Annotated in this window: 19 protein-coding genes; 9 read left to right on the forward strand and 10 right to left on the reverse strand. The window is 74.3% G+C overall.

Annotation, left to right across the window (positions count from 1 at the left end):
- Positions 1 to 122: 122 nt before the first annotated feature.
- Both ACFXGI_RS05615 and ACFXGI_RS05620 read left to right on the forward strand, forming a co-directional pair.
- The gene (locus ACFXGI_RS05615) at positions 123 to 533 is read left to right on the forward strand and encodes an organic hydroperoxide resistance protein (protein ID WP_384703731.1); all 411 of its coding nucleotides are present in this window, start codon (positions 123 to 125) and stop codon (positions 531 to 533) included.
- Between the two features lie 102 nt (positions 534 to 635).
- Positions 636 to 1256, forward strand: coding sequence for a hypothetical protein (locus ACFXGI_RS05620; RefSeq protein WP_384703734.1), 621 nt, complete (start codon positions 636 to 638; stop codon positions 1254 to 1256).
- Here ACFXGI_RS05620 and ACFXGI_RS05625 read toward each other — a convergent pair.
- The 4 genes from ACFXGI_RS05625 to ACFXGI_RS05640 all read right to left on the reverse strand — a co-directional run bounded on the left by ACFXGI_RS05625 (position 1242) and on the right by ACFXGI_RS05640 (position 5491).
- Positions 1242 to 1961 carry an alpha/beta fold hydrolase gene (locus ACFXGI_RS05625; RefSeq protein WP_384703737.1) on the reverse strand — a complete coding sequence of 240 codons (720 nt, stop codon included), beginning with the start codon at positions 1959 to 1961 and terminating at the stop codon, positions 1242 to 1244. The genes ACFXGI_RS05620 and ACFXGI_RS05625 overlap by 15 nt on opposite strands.
- Positions 1962 to 2076: 115 nt before the next feature.
- Positions 2077 to 3351, reverse strand: coding sequence for a class I SAM-dependent methyltransferase (locus tag ACFXGI_RS05630; RefSeq protein WP_384703740.1), 1275 nt, complete (start codon positions 3349 to 3351; stop codon positions 2077 to 2079).
- Positions 3348 to 4070, reverse strand: coding sequence for a DUF1365 domain-containing protein (locus ACFXGI_RS05635; RefSeq protein ID WP_384704096.1), 723 nt, complete (start codon positions 4068 to 4070; stop codon positions 3348 to 3350). The genes ACFXGI_RS05630 and ACFXGI_RS05635 overlap by 4 nt, the downstream gene beginning before the upstream one ends.
- A gap of 158 nt (positions 4071 to 4228) precedes the next feature.
- Entirely contained in the window at positions 4229 to 5491 is a 1263-nt protein-coding gene (locus tag ACFXGI_RS05640) for an NAD(P)/FAD-dependent oxidoreductase (protein WP_384703743.1), read from the reverse strand.
- Between the two features lie 273 nt (positions 5492 to 5764).
- On the opposite strand from ACFXGI_RS05640, the gene sigK reads away from it, so the two are divergent.
- Positions 5765 to 6385: an ECF RNA polymerase sigma factor SigK gene (gene sigK / locus ACFXGI_RS05645; RefSeq protein WP_384703745.1), complete on the forward strand. Its 621-nt coding sequence runs from the start codon at positions 5765 to 5767 to the stop codon at positions 6383 to 6385.
- Positions 6382 to 7131 carry an anti-sigma factor domain-containing protein gene (locus tag ACFXGI_RS05650; RefSeq protein WP_384703748.1) on the forward strand — a complete coding sequence of 250 codons (750 nt, stop codon included), beginning with the start codon at positions 6382 to 6384 and terminating at the stop codon, positions 7129 to 7131. The genes sigK and ACFXGI_RS05650 overlap by 4 nt, the downstream gene beginning before the upstream one ends.
- Here the strand turns inward: ACFXGI_RS05650 and ACFXGI_RS05655 are convergent.
- Positions 7115 to 7768, reverse strand: coding sequence for a helix-turn-helix domain-containing protein (locus ACFXGI_RS05655; protein WP_384703751.1), 654 nt, complete (start codon positions 7766 to 7768; stop codon positions 7115 to 7117). The genes ACFXGI_RS05650 and ACFXGI_RS05655 overlap by 17 nt on opposite strands.
- A 78-nt stretch (positions 7769 to 7846) precedes the next feature.
- Between ACFXGI_RS05655 and ACFXGI_RS05660 the strand changes: the two genes are divergently transcribed.
- The 5 genes from ACFXGI_RS05660 to ACFXGI_RS05680 all read left to right on the forward strand — a co-directional run bounded on the left by ACFXGI_RS05660 (position 7847) and on the right by ACFXGI_RS05680 (position 13554).
- On the forward strand, positions 7847 to 8833 hold the full coding sequence (locus tag ACFXGI_RS05660; protein WP_384703754.1) for a class I SAM-dependent methyltransferase: 987 nt from the start codon (positions 7847 to 7849) through the stop codon (positions 8831 to 8833).
- 156 nt (positions 8834 to 8989) lie between these two features.
- Positions 8990 to 10630, forward strand: a complete 1641-nt coding sequence (gene pgm, locus ACFXGI_RS05665) for a phosphoglucomutase (alpha-D-glucose-1,6-bisphosphate-dependent) (protein WP_384703757.1) — start codon at positions 8990 to 8992, stop codon at positions 10628 to 10630.
- Positions 10631 to 10746: 116 nt separating this feature from the next.
- A complete protein-coding gene (locus ACFXGI_RS05670; RefSeq protein WP_384703760.1) occupies positions 10747 to 11976 on the forward strand; it encodes an FAD-dependent monooxygenase in 1230 nt (409 codons plus the stop codon).
- A gap of 107 nt (positions 11977 to 12083) precedes the next feature.
- Entirely contained in the window at positions 12084 to 12587 is a 504-nt protein-coding gene (locus ACFXGI_RS05675; RefSeq protein ID WP_384703763.1) for a hypothetical protein, read from the forward strand.
- A gap of 232 nt (positions 12588 to 12819) precedes the next feature.
- Positions 12820 to 13554, forward strand: a complete 735-nt coding sequence (locus ACFXGI_RS05680; RefSeq protein ID WP_384703766.1) for an SOS response-associated peptidase — start codon at positions 12820 to 12822, stop codon at positions 13552 to 13554.
- 12 nt (positions 13555 to 13566) lie between these two features.
- Here ACFXGI_RS05680 and ACFXGI_RS05685 read toward each other — a convergent pair whose 3' ends face one another.
- From ACFXGI_RS05685 to ACFXGI_RS05705, 5 genes are all read right to left on the reverse strand, one after another.
- Positions 13567 to 13710, reverse strand: a complete 144-nt coding sequence (locus ACFXGI_RS05685) for a hypothetical protein (protein ID WP_384703769.1) — start codon at positions 13708 to 13710, stop codon at positions 13567 to 13569.
- Positions 13707 to 14633, reverse strand: coding sequence for an alpha/beta hydrolase (locus ACFXGI_RS05690; protein WP_384703772.1), 927 nt, complete (start codon positions 14631 to 14633; stop codon positions 13707 to 13709). The genes ACFXGI_RS05685 and ACFXGI_RS05690 overlap by 4 nt, the downstream gene beginning before the upstream one ends.
- Positions 14634 to 14712: 79 nt before the next feature.
- Entirely contained in the window at positions 14713 to 15951 is a 1239-nt protein-coding gene (locus tag ACFXGI_RS05695) for an anhydro-N-acetylmuramic acid kinase (protein ID WP_384703775.1), read from the reverse strand.
- Positions 15948 to 17252: an MFS transporter gene (locus tag ACFXGI_RS05700; RefSeq protein WP_384703778.1), complete on the reverse strand. Its 1305-nt coding sequence runs from the start codon at positions 17250 to 17252 to the stop codon at positions 15948 to 15950. Before ACFXGI_RS05700 ends, ACFXGI_RS05695 begins: the two co-directional genes overlap by 4 nt.
- Entirely contained in the window at positions 17249 to 17410 is a 162-nt protein-coding gene (locus ACFXGI_RS05705) for a hypothetical protein (protein WP_384703781.1), read from the reverse strand. The genes ACFXGI_RS05700 and ACFXGI_RS05705 overlap by 4 nt, the downstream gene beginning before the upstream one ends.
- Between the last annotated feature and the right edge of the window lies 1 nt (position 17411).

Below are 17411 nucleotides of genomic sequence, written 5' to 3' on the forward strand. Positions count from 1 at the left end.
ACACGAGTGTACCCGGGCAAGACTTGCGAGTCATTCAGTTGTGCGCAATTGAATTGTGTGCTCTACTTCTGGAGGTCAGTCGAACACCGGCTGGACGGTCACCACCGTGAGAGGAACCCCCGATGGACGCGCTGTACACCGCTGTCGCCACCGCCAACGGCCGCGAAGGCCGCACCGTCAGCTCCGACGGCCAGATCGACCTCGCGCTCGCCATGCCCCCGGCGCTCGGTGGCAACGGCCAGGGCACCAACCCCGAGCAGCTCTTCGCGGCCGGCTACGCGGCCTGCTTCGCCAGCGCGCTCGGCCTGGTCGGCCGGCAGGCGAAGGTCGACACCGGCGAGGTGTCGGTCACCGCGGAGACCTCGATCGGCAAGGACGACACGGGCTTCGCCCTGGCCGTCACCCTCCGTGTCGAGCTGCCGGAGTCCCTCGCCGGCGAGACGGGCGAGCTGCTGGTCAAGCAGGCCCACGAGGTCTGCCCCTACTCCAAGGCCACCCGCGGCAACATCCCGGTCACGCTGGTGGTCGAGTAGTCCCCACGGGGGTCCTCCCCTAAGGCGCCCGGCCCGCCCCGTCAGGGGCGGGTCAGGGCGTTCCCCGAGGGCCGGCGGATTGGGCGTGGACATGATCGATCCATGTCGAACTCACCATGGCAGCGGACGGCGTTCAGCGTCGGCCCGCTCTGCATGACGGCCTACGGGCTCATCCGGCTGACCGACGAGGAGCACGGCCCCGGGCTGGCCTGGTCCTCGGGCCACCTCTTCTTCCTGGCCGCCGTGTCGTGCTTCGTCCCCGTCGTACTGGGCATGCGCCGCGCGGTCGCGGCGGGCCGGGGCCGGGCAGGCCGGGCGCTGGCCGGAGCCGGAGCGGTGACGGCGCTGCTCGGCATCGCCTCCGTCGTCGCGCAGGCGGCCATCGACCTCGTCGCCGGATTCCTCAGCGAGGACCGCGAGGCCATGCGCGAACTCTTCCGACGGGTCAAGAGCCACGCCGGTGTGGAGCCTGCCGTCTACACCGTCGGTCCGCTCCTCTTCCACGTCGGCCTGCTGCTGCTCATGACCCAGCTGGCGGCGCTGCGCCGGATCGCCGCCTGGCGGCCCGTCGTGGTGGTCGCGGGCATCGTGGCCACGGGCGTCAGCCTGGACCTGCTTCCGGCGGCGGGACTGCTGTTCCTCCTCGCGTTCGCGCCCCTGGGACGGCAACTCGAAGAGCCGGAGCGCCGTCCACTTACGGCCACCGCTTCACCGGGCCGCTGACCCGCCCCGCGCCGGAAGCCGCGGGGACGGACCCGGCGGGGTCGGCACCCGGTCCGTGAACAGGGTTTCCGGGAGCGGGGCCAGGCCGAGGAGGCCCAGCGTCGTGTCCCTCGCGACCCGGTGCCAGTCCGGGGCCCGGCGGAGCATCGCGTGACCTCCGTGCGGCATCGCGATGCCCGCGGCCCGGGCGCCCCGGGCACGGGCCCGCCGTACGTAGTCCCACGACCCCCGCGCGTCGGTGACCCGATCGGCCTCGTCGTGCAGGAGCACCACGGCCGTGTCCCCCAGGTGCATCACCGGTTCACCGGGCGGGCACCACGGCGCCAGCCCCACCACCGCACGGACCAGCGGGTCGGCGGCGGCCCGCAGCGCGGCCCGCCCGCCCATGGAATGCCCGACCAGCACCACGGGCAGCGGACCGGCCACGCAGCACAGCTCGCGCAGCGCCTGCCACACGTCGTGGACCGGATCCGCGCGGTTGCCGTTCCAGCCCCGGTGCTCGTAGCGGACCTCCGCCACCACCACGCCCCGCGCCGCCCCCGAGCCCGAGACCGCCCGCGCGAACGGGCGCATCCGCAGCCCCGGCAGGTTCGGCCGCGGCGGCGCTTCGAGCCCCTGCGCCCGCCCTCCGTGGAGCAGGAGCACCGCGGCCGTCGGATCCTGCGGCACCCGGTGCAGCACCAGCGCACCCGTCGGCCCCCTCATGCGCGGCCTCCCCTCGACGGCAGCGGGAAGAACCCGCTGGTACGGAGCGGTACGGATCCGGCCGTGACGGAGGCCGAGGCCGGTTCGCCCCCGAGGGCCTCCCGGGAGGCGGCGTTCACGGCCGCGCCCCCGGCGAGGTGTCCTCCGTCAGGAGCAGCTGCCGGACATCGAGGTAGCGGGCCCGGAACCCGGCTTCCGAGTAGGACAGGTAGAACTCCCACATCCGCCGGAACGTCGCGTCGAAGCCCAGCGCCGCCACGGCCTGCTCCTGCTCCGCGAAGCGCTCCCGCCACAGGCGCAGCGTCTGCGCGTAGTGGTCGCCGTACCCCTGGTCGGAGACGATCCGCAGCCCCGCCCCGGCCGCGTGAGCCTCTATGGCCTCGCGGGAGGGGATCAGACCGCCCGGGAAGACGTATTTGCTGATCCAGGTGTGCGTACGGGCGGTGCGCAGCATCCGCTCGTGCCCCATGGTGATCGACTGGAGGGCGATCCGTCCGCCCGGCACCACCGCGTCGCGCAGGGCCGCGAAGTACGCCGGCCAGAAGTCCCGGCCGACCGCCTCAATCATCTCCACGCTCACCACCGCGTCGTAGCGGCCCTCCACGTCGCGGTAGTCCCGCAGCTCCACGTCCACCCGGCCGGCCAGCCCCGCGGCGGCGATCCGGCGGCGGGCGAGGTGCTGCTGTTCGGCGGAGAGGGTCACCGTCGTCACACGCGCCCCGCGGGCGGCGGCGCGCAGCGCGAGCTCGCCCCAGCCGGTGCCGATCTCCAGCAGGCGCGTGCCCGGACCGACGCCGGCGAGGTCCAGCAGCCGGTCGATCTTCCGGTGCTGCGCGGCCGGAAGGCTCTCGCGGCGCGCGGGGAAGGAGGTGAACACGGCGGAGGAGTACGACAGCGTCTCGTCAAGGAAGAGCGCGAACAGCTCGTTCGACAGGTCGTAGTGGCGGTGGATGTTCTCCCGGGCCCCGGCCCGGGAGTTCAGCTGCGCCTCGGGCCTGCGCTGCACCCACGCTCCGCGCAGCCGGCGCACCGGGACGGGCATGAGGTCGTCCACGTGCGCGGCGAGGACGGTCAGGAGGCCGGTCAGGTCGTCGCTCTCCCATTCGCCCGCCATGTAGGACTCGCCGAAGCCGATCAGACCGAACGCCCCGATCCGGCGGAAGAAGGCGTCCGGGTCGTGGACGGTCAGCGAAGGACCGCTGCCGCAGGGCGGTTCGGCGCCGAAGCGGCAGCGCAGGGGCAGGGCGGTCACGGCGCGGCGGACGAGTGTGCGGGCGACGGCCGCGTGCCCGAAGGGGGCCGCCGGCGGACGCGCCACGTCCGGCCACGCCTGCGTGTCGCAGTCGATGCCGGGCTCGGTGTCGGCGCTGCGGGGGAGGGAAAGGGTCACGGGAGGATGCCTTCCTGGGGCGCGCGGTCGGGTCGGGGCTGTACGGGCAGCCCGCGGAGCAGCAGGCGGATGCCGTGGCGGCGGATCCCGGCCCAGACGGCGGCCGTGGACCAGGGCCGCCGGGCGACCGCGCGCAGCAGGGTGAGGGCGGTGGCGGGGCGGTGCCGGCCGTGCAGGGTCGCGGTGAAGGGCCGGTGCCCGGCGCGCTCGAGCTGGACGCAGATCTCCAGCCGCTCCCGCGGCTCCGGCAGGCGCATGCGGTAGTGGCCGTCGACGGGGAAGAACGGCGAGACGTACAGCTCCTTCGCCGCCTCGGCCCGGCCGGCTTCGTCGGTCCGCAGGAGGTGGCAGTGGCGCTGCCCGTACGTGTTGTGGACCTCGGCCACGACGCAGACCAGGGCCCCGGCGCGGTCGTGGCACCAGTACAGCGTCAGCGGGTTGAAGACGTACCCGAGGACCCGGGCGTGGGCCAGCATCAGGACCCGCCCGCCGTCGAGGTCCACGTCCCGGGAGGCCAGGTACGCGTCGAGTCCGGCCCGGATGGTCGGCGCGGCGGCGAAGTGGTCCCGGGCGTGGAAGCGGGCCAGCGGGCGCAGCGGCCACGGGAGGCGGGGGAGCGCGTCCAGGTCCACGAGCCACATGTACGTGAGGTGGCGGAAGGAGTGCCGTACGGGGGCCGTCCGCGCGTGGGAGACGACGCAGTCGTACAGGGCCGGCACGGCGACGGGCGGGAGGGGCGGGGGCGTCGGGGGCGTCGGGACCGCCTGGTTCGCCTGGTTCGCCTGGTCCGCCGACACCGACGCCGCTGCCGACGCCGTCCGCCCCCGCAGGATCGTGCGCCTCGTCCGCTGCGCCGCGGTGGGCGCGTCCACCCGGCTCACCACCGCACCCCCAGAGCCGCGGCCGCCCGTACGCCCGAGCGGCAGCCGTCCTCGTGGAAGCCCCACCCGTGATACGCCCCCGCGAACGCGGTGACCCGCGTGTTGAGGCGGGGCAGCGCCCGCTGCGCGGCCACCGACTCGGGCGTGTAGACCGGGTGCGCGTAGTCCATGCGGGCCAGGACGCGCTCCGGGTCGATCCGCCCGCCCGGGTTCAGGGTGACGACGTACCGGGAGCTGCCCGGCAGCCGCTGGAGCCGCGTCATGTCGTAGCTGACCCGGACTCCCCCCGCCCCCGGACGGCAGTCGTCGAGGTGGTGGTTCCAGGAGGCGCGGGCTCTCGGGGAGCGGGGCAGCAGCCCGGTGTCGGTGTGCAGCACCGTCGGGTTCGTCTCGTACCGGAAGGCGCCGAGGATCCGGCGCTCGTCGCGGGTGGGCTCGGCCAGCAGGCGCAGTGCCTGATCGGGGTGTGTGGCGATGACGACCGCGTCGTACGGCTCGGTGGTGCCGTCCTCCGTGCCCACCAGGACGCCGCTCGGTATCCGGTCCACCCGGTTGACCGCAGTGGCGGTCCGGACGTTGCTGATCTCCTTGGCGGCCTCGTCCACGTACGCCGCGCTGCCGCCGGTGACGGTCTTCCACCGGGGGGAACCGGTGACGGACAGCAGCCCGTGGTGGTCGAGGAAGCGGAACAGGTACTCGGCCGGGTACTCCAGCGCGGTCTCGGTGGGGCAGGACCACACGGCGGACACCAGCGGCGTGATGAAGTGGCCGACGAAGTACGGGGAGAACCCGCCGTCGGCGAGGAAGGCGCGGAGGGTGAGCTGCTGCTCCGGACCGCCCTCGGCCAGCAGCCGGCGAGCGCGTCGGTGGAAGAGCGGCACCTCCGCCAGCAGCCTGAGGTACCGGCCGCGCAGCGCGGCCCGCCCGGTGAATAGGCCCGCGGGTCCGCGGGCACCGGCGTACTCCAGGCCGCAGCCGTCGCACCGTACCGACATGCTCATCTCGGAGTCCTGCGTGGCCACTCCGAGTTCGCGGAAGAGCCGCATCAGCAAGGGGTAGGTGCGCTCGTTGTGGACGATGAACCCCGAGTCCACCTGCACCGTTCCGCCGCCCGGGGCCGGCAGCTCATGGGTGTGGGCGTGGCCCCCCAGCCGGGGGTCCGCCTCGTACAGCGTGACGTCGCACGCCTTCTGCAGGACGTAGGCGGCGGTCAGTCCCGCCACCCCGCCGCCGATCACGGCCACACTCTGGGTACGCAAATTCCGTCACTCCCCACCGGTCGCCACGCCGCCTTCCGGGACGGCTTCTCCCCCTTGATTCGCGGCCGAAGGGCCCCCGGATTGGTCCCGGTTGCGGAGAGCGGAACCAGCCGCGGTGCGGGTGCTGCACATTGATCGGCAATTGGCGACCCGGTTGACCAATCCGCACAGATGTCTGCTCCGAAGACCGGTCGAGAAGGCGAACCTGGCAGCATCCGGAGCGGTCGGCTCTCTTTCTGGAAGGGCCGGTCCATTCGACGGGAAAGGATTGTCATGCGACGGACGGACCTCGGCGGACCATCCGCCACCACCGGGCAGCCGCTGCCCTTCGGTGTCCCCGACACCGCGGCTCCGCGGCTCGAGGACCTGATGTCCCGGGTGGCCCGCGGCGACAAGGACGCCTTCTCCGCTCTCTACGACGCCCTGTCCGGAACCGTGTTCGGCCTGGTCGTCCGGGTCGTACGCGACCGCGCCCAGTCCGAGGAGGTGGCACAGGAGGTGATGATCGACCTGTGGCGGCAGGCCGGCCGCTACCGCCCCGAGGAGGGCAGCGTGCTCGCCTGGGCGGCCACCCTCGCCCACCGCCGGGCCGTCGACCGGGTCCGCTCCGCACAGGCCGCGATCAACCGCGAACACGACCAGGCCGCCCGCCAGCAGGCGCGCCCGTTCGACGAGGTGGCGGAACAGGTCGAAACCCGGCTGGAGAGCGAACAGGTCCGGCGCTGCATGCGCGGCCTGACCGAGATCCAGCGCCAAGCCGTCACCCTGGCCTACTACCAGGGCCTGACCTACCGCGAGGTCGCAGAGACCCTGCGCACTCCACTGCCCACGATCAAGACACGCATGCGCGACGGGCTCATCCGGCTGCGCGACTGCATGGGGGTGACCACATGAAGCACGACGGAGAACTGCACACCCTCACCGGCGCGTACGCACTCCACGCACTCACGGCTGCGGAACACGAGACGTTCACCGCACACCTCGCGGACTGCCCATCGTGCCGGCAGGAAGTGGCCGAGTTCTCCGCCACCGCCGCCCGCCTGGCCGGGGCCGCGACCCTGGCGGCGCCTGCCCGCATGAGGGATGCGGTCCTGCACGGCATCGACTCGGTCCGCCAACTGCCGCCGCTGCTGCCCGACTCGGGCAGGCCGATGACGTTCACCGCCATCCTGCGCCGCAAGGCCATCACGCTGGCCATCGCCGCGAGCCTCGCCGGGGCGGCCGTGCTCGGGGGCGTCACCGTGTGGCAGAAACAGCTCGCCGAGGAGGCCCGGCAGCAGGCCCAGGCGTCCGAACGCCGCCTCCAGGACGTCAGCGCCGTCGTGGCCGCCTCCGACGCCCGTACGGTACGCGGCCGCACCACCACCGGCGCCGGCACCTCCGTGGTCAGCTCCAAGCTGCAGAACAGGGCGGTCTTCATCGGGACCGGGCTCCCCGACCCCGGCGCGGGCCGGACGTACCAGCTCTGGTTCGACGACCACGGCACCATGCGCCCCGCCGGGCTCCTCGCGCAGGACGGGGCCACGCTCATGCAGGGCGGCATCCAGGGCGCCTCCGGAGTCGGACTCACCGTCGAACCCGCCGGCGGATCGGCCCGGCCCACCACCCGCCCGCTGCTGCTCCTCAGCCTGCCGACCTGACCCGCTCCGCCCGCCAAGGGGCGGGCTTCGCAGCGGGCTTCGCCCGCACGTGCATGCGTTCGCCCTGCCTGCCGAAGAGGCTGAGCACCTCGACGGGCCGGCCGTCGGCGCTGCTGAACCAGTGGGGCAGCCGCGTGTCGAACTCGGCGACCTCGCCCGGGCCGAGGACCAGATCGTGCTCGGGGAGCACCAGCCGCAGCCGCCCCTGCAGTACGTACATCCACTCGTAGCCCTCGTGGGTACGGAGATCCGGCTCGGCCCCCCGGTCCGTGATGATCATCTTGTACGCCTGGAGGGGGCCCGGAGTCCGGGACAGCGGGACGTACGAATCGCCGTTCGGCATCGCGTGCGGCGTCAGCCGCACCCGCGGGTCGCCCACTTCGGGCGCTCCCACCAGATCGTCCAGCGGCACGCGGTACGCGCCGGCCAGCGGCAGCAGCAGCTCCAGGCTGGGGCGGCGCTGACCGGACTCCAGCCGGGACAGGGTGCTCTTGGAGATGCCGGTCGTCTCGGAGAGCGCGGCCAGCGTGAGACCGCGCCCGGCGCGCAGCCGCTTGAGCCGCGGGCCGACCTCGTCGAGAACGGTCCGGTAGGGCGCCGGCGGGTCGGCCGGAGGGTGGTCGGCTGGTGTGTCCATGGACGCATTCCACCCGGCTGTCCCGGAAACGGCAACAAGAGTTGTCGTATCGGGTCGACCCGGTGCAGGCTCCGCGGCATGAGCCCACACAGCGATTCCGGCCCGGCGCACGGCCACGGCCACGGCCACGGCCACGGTCGCGCGCACGCGGACACGGCCGGTCACGGTCACGGCCACCACTCCACCGACGTCGACTGGGACGTCATGGCGACCCAGCTGGAGAGCGGCGCCGAACTGCAGCTCCCCGGCCTGCGCCGGGCGGCGGCCCACCTGATCGAGCTGCTCGGCCCCTGGGCCGAGGTCGGCCGCATCCTCGACATCGGCAGCGGGCCCGGAGTGATGACCTGCGTGCTCGCCGAGGCCTTCGCCGGCGCCGAGACCGTCGCCGTCGACGCCACGCCCGGGCTGCTGGACCGCGCCCGGGCCCGCGCCGAGAAGCTCGGCCTCGGCGACCGGGTGGCCGTGCTCCACGCGGAACTGCCCGAAGGCCTGCACAGCGGCGACGGACCCGGCGGGGACGGCCTCGGCACGGCGGACCTGATCTGGAGCAGCAAGCTCGTCCACCACCTCGGCGATCAGCAGGGCGCGCTGGACGCGCTGGCCCGCGTTCTGCGGCCCGGCGGTGTGCTCGCCGTGGCGGAAGGCGGGCTGCCGATGCGCTTCCTGCCGCGCGACATCGGCATCGGCAGGCCCGGCCTGCAGGCCCGGCTCGACGCCCTCCACGAGCACTGGTTCTCGATCATGCGGGCCGAGCTCCCCGGCAGCACCCCCGTCGTCGAGGACTGGCCCGCGATGCTCGGCCGCGCCGGGCTCTCCCGCGCGGGGAGCTTCACGTACCTCCTCGACCTGCCGGCCCCGCTGGGCGCGGCGGCTTGCGCCTTCCTGCACACCCAGCTGACCTGGCTGCGGGAGTCCACGGGCGACATGCTCGACGCGGACGACCTCGACACCCTAGACGTGCTGCTCGATCCCGAGGCCCGGCACGGCATCCTGCACCGGCCCGACGCCTTCCTCCTCTCCGCCACCACCGTCTTCACCGGCGTGCGCGAGGCCTCCGGCGGCTGACCGCCGCGCGGGCGACGCCTCTCCTCGCCGCGTGCCCCGTTGCGTGACCCGGGGCACAGGCGGGGGCCGCGTGGGGACGCGGCGGTGCGGGCACGTTCAGGGGGCGACACAATGACCACGGTTGTTCTCTTTGATCGAGTACGGAGGAATGGGCGGATGCTCAACGAAAGAGCGGGGCAGCAGGCGCGCCCGGAGGACCTGGTCGACGTGGCCCGGCTCGTGACCGCGTACTACGCCCTGCATCCCGATCCGGCGGACCCCGGCCAGCGCGTCGCCTTCGGCACCTCGGGCCACCGCGGCTCCTCCCTCGCCATCGCCTTCAACGAGGACCACATCGCCGCGACCAGCCAGGCGATCTGCGAGTACCGGGCCCGGCAGGGAATCGACGGCCCCCTCTTCCTCGGCGCGGACAGCCACGCCCTGTCCGAACCCGCCCGGGTGACCGCCCTCGAGGTCTTCGCCGCGAACGACGTGACCGTGCTCGTCGACGCCGCCGACGGCTACACCCCCACGCCCGCGGTCTCGCACGCGATCCTCACCCACAACCGCGGTCGCACCTCGGCCCTGGCCGACGGAGTGGTGGTCACGCCCTCGCACAACCCGCCCGCGGACGGCGGCTTCAAGTACAACCCGCCGCACGGCGGGCCCGCCGGCTCGGACGCGACCGGCTGGATCCAGGAGCGCGCCAACGAGATCATCACCGGCGGCATGAAGGAGATCCGGCGCATCCCGTTCGCGCGCGCGTCGGCGGCCCCGACCACGCGTACGTACGACTACCTCGGCACGTACGTGCGCGACCTGCCGTCCGTGCTCGACCTGGACGCGGTACGCGCCGCCGGTGTGCGCATCGGAGCCGACCCGCTCGGCGGAGCCTCCGTGGCGTACTGGGGGCGGATCGCCGAGGAGCACCGCCTCGACCTGACCGTGGTCAACCCGTACACCGACCCCACCTGGCGGTTCATGACGCTGGACTGGGACGGCAAGATCCGGATGGACTGCTCCTCCCCGTACGCGATGGCCTCGCTGATCGAGGGCCGGGACCGGTTCCAGGTCGCCACCGGCAACGACGCGGACGCCGACCGGCACGGCATCGTGACCCCCGACGGCGGCCTGATGAACCCCAACCACTACCTCGCCACGGCGATCGAGTACCTCTACGGCCACCGTGAGCAGTGGCCGGCGGACGCGGGCGTCGGCAAGACCCTGGTGTCCTCGGGCATGATCGACCGGGTGGCCGCGGACCTGGGCCGCGAACTGGTCGAGGTGCCCGTCGGCTTCAAGTGGTTCGTGGACGGGCTCCTGGCGGGCGGCATCGGCTTCGGCGGCGAGGAATCCGCCGGTGCCTCCTTCCTGCGCCGCGACGGCTCGGTCTGGACCACCGACAAGGACGGCATCCTGCTCGCCCTGCTGGCCTCGGAGATCCTGGCCGTGACGGGGCAGACCCCGAGCGAGCGGTACGCCGGCCTCACGGCCCGATTCGGCGAGCCGGCGTACGCCCGGATCGACGCCCCGGCCACCCGGGAGGAGAAGGCGGTCCTCGCCCGGCTGTCACCCGATCAGGTGACCGCCGACACCCTGGCGGGGGAACCGGTCACGGCGGTGCTGACCGAGGCTCCGGGGAACGGGGCCGCGATCGGCGGCATCAAGGTCACCACGGAGCACGCCTGGTTCGCGGCGCGCCCGTCGGGCACGGAGGACGTCTACAAGATCTACGCCGAGTCCTTCCTGGGCACCGACCACCTGGCCCGCGTACAGGAGGAGGCCCGTTCCGTCGTCTCGGCGGCACTGGCCGACTGATCCCACCCCCGGCGAAGCCCTCGCCGCCGCACCTCTCGCCAGGCGAACCCGCCACCCCGACCCGGGACTTCTCAGTAGGGTGGCGGGATCCGGGAGTTCGCGCGGAGGGAGCGGTCATGCGAGGCGGCAGAGTCGCGGTAGTGGGCGGGAGCGTTGCGGGCTGTGCGCTGGCCTCGGCGGCGGCCCGCGCGGGCGCCGACGAGGTGGTGGTCCTGGAGCGCACCCGAGGACGGCTGGCCGACCGGGGACTGGGGCTCTGCATCCACGACGGCCGCGCCGCCGAACTCGCCGCCACCGGCGCCCTGCCCGCCGGCATCGCCGCGCACCCGCTGACCCGGCGCCGCTGGATCGTCCGCGACGACGCGGCGGCCGGGCCCGCCGGGCGGGTGTTCTGGGAGCAGCCGTTCCCCTTCCACTCGTACCACTGGGGCCTGCTGTGGCGCGGACTGCGGGAGGCGACCCCCGCCTCGGTGGTCTACCGCCAGGGGGCGGCCGTGACGGGCGTCGCCGACACCGGCGAGCGGGCCGAGGTGCGGACGGCCGACGGGGCCGCCGAGCCGTTCGACCTGGTCGTCGGAGCCGACGGGTACCGCTCGGTGGTGCGCGAGGCCGTCTGCCCGGAGTCCCGGCCGGTCTACGCCGGGTACGTCTGCTGGCGCGGGAACCTCGACGCCCGGCGGCTGGAGGGGCTCGGCAACGGCGGTGTGCCCTCCGACGCGGTGACCACCGTCTGCTTCACCGGCGGGAGCTGCGTCGTCTACCCCACCCCCGGGCCGGACGGCCCCCGGGTGAACTGGGTCCTGTACGCCATGCCCCCGCGCGGCGGCCGACTGCCGTTCGACGACCCGACGAGCTTCCCGCCGGGGCGGGTGACCGAGGAACTCACCGCGCACCTGCGCACGTTGCTGGAGCGGGAGTTCCCGCCCCACTGGGCGCAGGTGCTGGCCCTGACGGAGCCCGCGGACACCTACGTCCAGCCCATCTACGACCTCGAGACGGCGCGTACGACGGCCGGACGCCTGCTGCTCGCGGGCGACGCGGCCACCGTGGTGCGCCCGCACAACACGAGCGGGGTGGCCAAGGCGCTCCAGGACGCCTCCGCGTTCGAGGACGCCTGGCGCCGGGCCGGCAGCTGGGCCGAGCTGCTGGGCGGGTACCACGCCGCGCGCGGTGCGGCAGGGCGGGAGATGGTCGCCCTGGCCCGGCGCCTCGGCCGGGGCCAGGTGGAGCAGACCCCCGCCTGGGCCACGATGGACCACCGCGAAGTGCAGTCGTGGTGGCAGGAACTGCTCGACGGAGCCGCCGACATCGGCGGGCAGGCCATGGCGCGGGAGCCCCGAGGCTGACCGGCCGCTCCTGCCACCCGCTATCGGCCAAGCAGCCGCCCCGAGAGCCGCCCCGAGAGCCGCACCGCGGGCCCTACGGTGATCCCGACGCGCGATCCGACCACGAGGTGCGCCGGACCGTCCGCGCCAACGGCGCGAAGGCGGGGGAGTCCACCCTGCTCGACGGCGTCTTCCGGTCCGCGGACCTGAAGTGGACCACGTACGAGCGCTCGCGGGAGTCCGACGTGAACAAGGTCGGGGCCGAAGGGCCCCACCACATCGCCGACGTCATCCGCAAGCGGTACCACCAGGAGTCGGTGCTCACCTTCCGCTGCCTGCCGCGCACCTCGCCGGACACCGACGCGGTCGAGATCCGGCCCCCGGTGTCTCGGCCGCCGGCCTGCGCGCAGCGCTGCTCGCGAACCCCGAGTCCCGCGAGCGCCCGGCGGCGGCTCGGCGGCGGCTCGGTCACCGTGGACGGGCGCCTCGTCCTGATCGCCCCGCTCGCCGACCTCCCGCCGGCCCGCCGCCTCACGGCCGGTCCCGGGGTGGAGCGGAACACCGCGACGGTGCGCTACGGGGACGAGGAGTTCGTCGCGCAGCCCGGTGTCGGCTCGGGACGCACACCATGACCGCGCCCGCCGGGCACCCGCCACGGTGCGGGGCGGCGGCACCGCGGCCTACGCTGGAGACGGCGGCCGTCCGCGGTGAGCGGCCCGGGCGGCCGCCCCGGCGGCTGCGGGCACGTACCCCTCCTTGAATCCCGCGCCCGCGGCGCCGGCACGGCGGCCGGTCCCGGCGGGAGCGGCGCGGCGCACATCCGAGCGGAGCCGGAAGAGCCCGCGCGGTGGGACAGTGGATGCCATGTGCGGTCGATATGCCTCCAGCCGCGCCCCCGAGGACCTGGCCGGCCTGTTCGAGGCCCGCTGGGACCCGCGGGAGACGCTGGCACCGAGCTGGAACGTGGCCCCCACCGACGAGGTCTGGGCGGTCCTCGAACGCCCCGACCGCGAGACGGGTGAGGTGGAGCGCCGGCTGCGCACCCTGCGGTGGGGATTGGTGCCCTCCTGGGCGAAGGACCCGAACGGCGGCGCCCGCATGATCAACGCGCGGGTGGAGACGGTGCACGAGAAGCCCGCCTACCGCCGGGCCTTCACCCGGCGCCGCTGCCTGCTGCCCGCGGACGGCTTCTACGAGTGGCAGCCCGTGGCCGCCACCGCGACGGCGAAGGCGTACAAGCAGCCGTACTTCATCGCTCCGCAGGACGCCGGGGTGATGGCCATGGCCGGGCTGTACGAGTTCTGGCGCGACCCGGCCGTGACGGACGAGGACGACCCGGCCGCCTGGCTCGTCACCACGACGATCATCACGACCGAGGCCACCGACGCGGCCGGCCGCATCCACCCCCGCATGCCCCTGGCCGTGGCCGCGCGAGACCACGACGCCTGGCTGGACCCCGCCCACGAGGACGCCCACGACCTCCGGGCCCTGCTCCACACCCCGGCCGGCGGCCACCTCGACGTACGGGCGGTCTCCACCGCGGTGAACAGCGTCCGGAACAACGGCCCCGAGCTGCTCGAACCCCCGGCCGAGCACTGAGCCGCCGCCCGGTCAGGCGCCGATGGCCGCCATCAGCATCGGGAACGAGGACACGAGCTCGCGCTCCCAGTACGGCCACGCGTGGACGCCCCGGTACGAGCACACCGCCGCCGGGATCCCGAGCTGGGCGAGCCGCAGCCGCAGGTCCTGGTTCATGCCGTGGATGAGCCGCTCGACGCGTTCCGTGCCGTGGCCGACCGGGTTCGTGCAGCGCGTCGGGCTCGCCGGCGGGTCGCCCCACTGCCAGCCCGTACCGGCGTCCGTGCCGTCGCCGTACGAGACGTAGAGCGCGGTACCGGCCAGCCCGGCGGCCTGATGGACCGGGTCGTTGCGCTCCCACACGCCGCGCTGGCGCACGTCCGCCGGGTCCGCGGTGTCGTACGGGAAGCCGGGCTCGCCCCAGATGCGCCGCCAGTCGGTGTGGCACCGGCGCCGGCGCCCTTCACCAGGTCGGGCCCGGAGAGCCCGCCGTCGAGCGACAGGTGGAGGGTGCTGACCGCCCCGCTGTACGAGGCCACCGCGCGGAACGTGCCGGGGTGCGCCGCGGCGAGCTTCATCGCGCCGAGCCCGCCCATCGAAAGCCCCGCGACGGCACGCTCCGTACCGGCGCGGTACCCGCTCTCCAGCAGCGGCCGCAGCTCGTCGAGCAGGTACGTCTCCCAGGCCGGAGGGCCGCCGCTGCCCGTGTTGTACCAGTCGCTGTACCCGCTGCACGGGCTGGTCTGGGGCAGCACGACGAGGACGTCCCGAGGGGCGGCCAGCTCCTGGACGTGGGTGTTGGCGGTCCAGTCCGTGTGGTCTCCCGGGCCGCCGTGCAGCAGCCACAGGACGGGCCACGTGCGGGTGGCGGTCTTGGACCAGGCCGGCGGCAGCAGCAGCCGCACCTTGACCGGCGTGTCGATCTCGGGCGAGGAGACCGTGAGGTCGAGCGTCCGCGCGTCGATCAGCCGCTCCTCGACGACCTGGGCCGGGTCGTCGGCCGCCTCGGCGGCGCCGGCGGCCCCGATCCCCGCCGTCTGCAGCAGGAGTACGAGCGCCGCCAGCACCGCGGCCGCGTGTCGTGTGATCCGATGGTGCACGAGAACCTTCCCTCGGTCCGATTCGCTGTTCCCCGGCAGCCCCGGCAGCCCCGGCAGCCCCGGCAGCCCCGGCCGACGGTCACACGGCCGCCCGGGCGGTGGCCGGCCCCCGTACGGTCAGGGTGTGCGGGGTGCGGCCCGGATGCGCGGGAAGGCGCAGCGGGCGGCTGCCCGGGGTGAGCGACCCGAGTACGCGCGGCCCCGCGGCGCCCGTGCACCCCGGGTCGTTGCCCGGGAGGCCGTGCAGGGTGAGGTACCCGAGCACCGCGAAGGCGTAGGCCTCCTTCGCCTCCGCGGGCAGCCCGAGCTCCTGGGATCCGCGGACCGCGGTGCCGCCGGCGCCGCCCGCCCCGCCCGTGCCGTTCCTCAGCTCGTCGCGGAGCATCGCCATCAGCGCGGGGTTCCGTACGCCGCCGCCGGACACGAACACCTCGGTGGCTCCGAGCGGGCGCAGCGCGTCGGCCACCGTACGGGCCGTCAGCCGCGTCAGGGTGGCGACGAGGTCCTGCGGCCGGATTTCGCCGAACCCCGCCAGGCGTGACCGCAGGTAGCCGGCGTGGAACAGCTCCTTGCCCGTCGTCCGCGGGGGCGGCAGCCGGTAGTACGGCTCCCCGGACAGCAGCCGCTCCAGCAGTCCCTCGTGGACGCGCCCGGCGGCGGCCAGCGCGCCGTCCGTGTCGTACGAGAGCCTCCCGGCGCTCAGTTCACGGACCGCCGCGTCGATCAGCGCGTTGCCCGGGCCGGTGTCGAAAGCCAAGGGATCGCCACCCGCCGGCAGCACGGTGACGTTGGCGATCCCCCCGATGTTCAGGGCGGCCGGTACGCCGGGACGCCCGCGCAGGAGCATCAGGTCGATCAGACTCACCAGGGGTGCGCCCTGACCGCCCGCCGCCACGTCGCGCGGCCGGAATCCGGACACGACCGGGCAGCCGCTGCGCTCCGCGATCCAGGCCGGTTCGCCGAGCTGCAGCGTGCCGTGCACCCGGCCTTCCTCGGCCCAGTGGTACACCGTCTGCCCGTGCGAGGCGACCAACTCGGCGCGCCCTCCGCACAGTTCCCGGTCGGCGCGGGCGGCGACGGCCGCGAAGACCTGCCCGATCCGGGTGTCGAGCCGGCAGACCTCGGCCAGGGTGGTCGCCGCGGGCGGCAGCACGGCGGCGAGGGCCTCCCGGACATCGGCCGGGTAGGGCTCGCTGACCAGGCCCAGCGGTTCGAGGTGCAGCGTGCCGTTCTCGGCGGAGAGTTCGAGGTCGGCGGCCGCGGCGTCGACGGCGTCGTACGAGGTCCCCGACATCAGCCCGATCACCCTCGTCCTCATCGCAGCGGCTCCTCGTGGTCGCGGCCGCGCAGGCTCAGCAGGGCGAAGCAGCTGAGGGCGCAGGCGCCGGCGGCGTAGTACGCGGGCACGGCGGTGTCTCCCGTCCGGGCGATCAGGGCGGTGATGACGAGCCCGGCGCAGCCGGAGAACACCGCGTTGGCGAGGGAGTAGGCCAGCCCGAGCCCGGTGCAGCGCACCCGGCGCGGGAACATCTCGGCGAGCATGGCCGGCCCGGGCCCGGCCATCAGGCCGACCAGCGCACCCGCGAGCAGTAGGGCCCCGGCCCTGGACCACGGCGAGACGCCGGGGGACTGGAGCAGACGGAGGAGGGGGAGGGCAAGCAGCACGACGCCGAGGGCACCGCCCAGCATCACCGGCCGCCGGCCGATCCGGTCGCTGAGCACCCCGGCGGGCAGGATCGAGGCGGCGAACCCGGCGTTGGCCAGGGCGGTGGCGAGCAGCGCCTCGCGGAGGGAGGCGCCCAGGGTCGCCTGGAGGTAGGAGGGCAGGACGACGAGGAAGGTGTACCCGGCCGCCGACCAGCCCATGACGCGCCCGATGCCGAGGACGACGGCCCGCGCGAGCTCCCGGGGGTCGACGGGAACTTCGTCCGCCGGGGCCGCGGGCTCTCGTGGCGGGGGCGGTTCCGCCAGCGCGGTACGCAGCCACAGCGCCACCGCGCCCATCGGCAGCGCCAGCAGGAAGGGGATCCGCCACCCCCACGCGTGCAGGGCGCCGGCGGGAAGCGCGCTCGCGAGGGCGGCGGCCGTACCCGCCCCGGTGAGCAGGCCGAGCGCGACGGTGAAGGACTGCCAGGCGCCGTAGAGGCCGCGGCGGCCGACGGGCGCGTACTCCGTCATGAGGGCGACGGCCCCGCCGAACTCCCCGCCCGCGGAGAGCCCTTGCAACACCCGCAGGAGGGTGAGCAGCCAGGGCGCGGCGGCGCCGATCGTCGCACGGGTCGGCAGGAGGCCGATCATCACGGTGGCGAGGGTCATGAGGCCGACCACCACGATGAGCGTGGGCCGCCGCCCGACCCGGTCGCCGAGCCGTCCGAAGAGCACGGCGCCGACGGGGCGGAAGAAGAACGCGAGCGCGAAGGAGGCGTACGTGGCCACCAGCGCCTCGGCGCCGCTGCTCCCCTCGTACCGGAAGAAGTTCGCGGCGATGACGGTGGCCAGGCATCCGTAGACGCCGAACTCGTACCACTCGACGAGATTGCCGACCGACCCGGCGAGCAGGGCCCGCCGGGTGGTGCTCGTGCGGACGGCCGCCGCGGGGCGCAGTGCGAGGGGTCTCACTGTCGGAGGTCCTCGCCCGAGAGGAGGGGTTCGAACGCCGTGTGGGCGGCGAAGTTCCGGAAGTGCCTCGTGCAGAGCTCCGCTCCGTCGCCCACGCGGTCGTCCGGTACCGCCGCGACGTCCACGAGCTGCCGGAACGTCCAGGTGATCCTCACCACG

This window comes from Streptomyces sp. NPDC059355 (assembly GCF_042752335.1).
GTDB lineage: Bacteria > Actinomycetota > Actinomycetes > Streptomycetales > Streptomycetaceae > Streptomyces.

Excerpts from the sequence above, each read along its gene's own strand:
- ACFXGI_RS05680 (WP_384703766.1), top strand. The coding sequence starts at position 12,820 with ATGTGCGGTCGATATGCCTCCAGCCGCGCCCCCGAGGACCTGGCCGGC.
- ACFXGI_RS05660 (WP_384703754.1), top strand. The coding sequence starts at position 7,847 with ATGAGCCCACACAGCGATTCCGGCCCGGCGCACGGCCACGGCCACGGC.
- pgm (WP_384703757.1), top strand. The coding sequence starts at position 8,990 with ATGCTCAACGAAAGAGCGGGGCAGCAGGCGCGCCCGGAGGACCTGGTC.
- ACFXGI_RS05620 (WP_384703734.1), top strand. The coding sequence starts at position 636 with ATGTCGAACTCACCATGGCAGCGGACGGCGTTCAGCGTCGGCCCGCTC.
- ACFXGI_RS05615 (WP_384703731.1), top strand. The coding sequence starts at position 123 with ATGGACGCGCTGTACACCGCTGTCGCCACCGCCAACGGCCGCGAAGGC.
- ACFXGI_RS05650 (WP_384703748.1), top strand. The coding sequence starts at position 6,382 with ATGAAGCACGACGGAGAACTGCACACCCTCACCGGCGCGTACGCACTC.
- ACFXGI_RS05655 (WP_384703751.1), bottom strand. The coding sequence starts at position 7,768 with ATGGACACACCAGCCGACCACCCTCCGGCCGACCCGCCGGCGCCCTAC.
- sigK (WP_384703745.1), top strand. The coding sequence starts at position 5,765 with ATGCGACGGACGGACCTCGGCGGACCATCCGCCACCACCGGGCAGCCG.
- ACFXGI_RS05670 (WP_384703760.1), top strand. The coding sequence starts at position 10,747 with ATGCGAGGCGGCAGAGTCGCGGTAGTGGGCGGGAGCGTTGCGGGCTGT.
- ACFXGI_RS05695 (WP_384703775.1), bottom strand. The coding sequence starts at position 15,951 with ATGAGGACGAGGGTGATCGGGCTGATGTCGGGGACCTCGTACGACGCC.
- ACFXGI_RS05685 (WP_384703769.1), bottom strand. The coding sequence starts at position 13,710 with ATGAACCAGGACCTGCGGCTGCGGCTCGCCCAGCTCGGGATCCCGGCG.
- ACFXGI_RS05625 (WP_384703737.1), bottom strand. The coding sequence starts at position 1,961 with ATGAGGGGGCCGACGGGTGCGCTGGTGCTGCACCGGGTGCCGCAGGAT.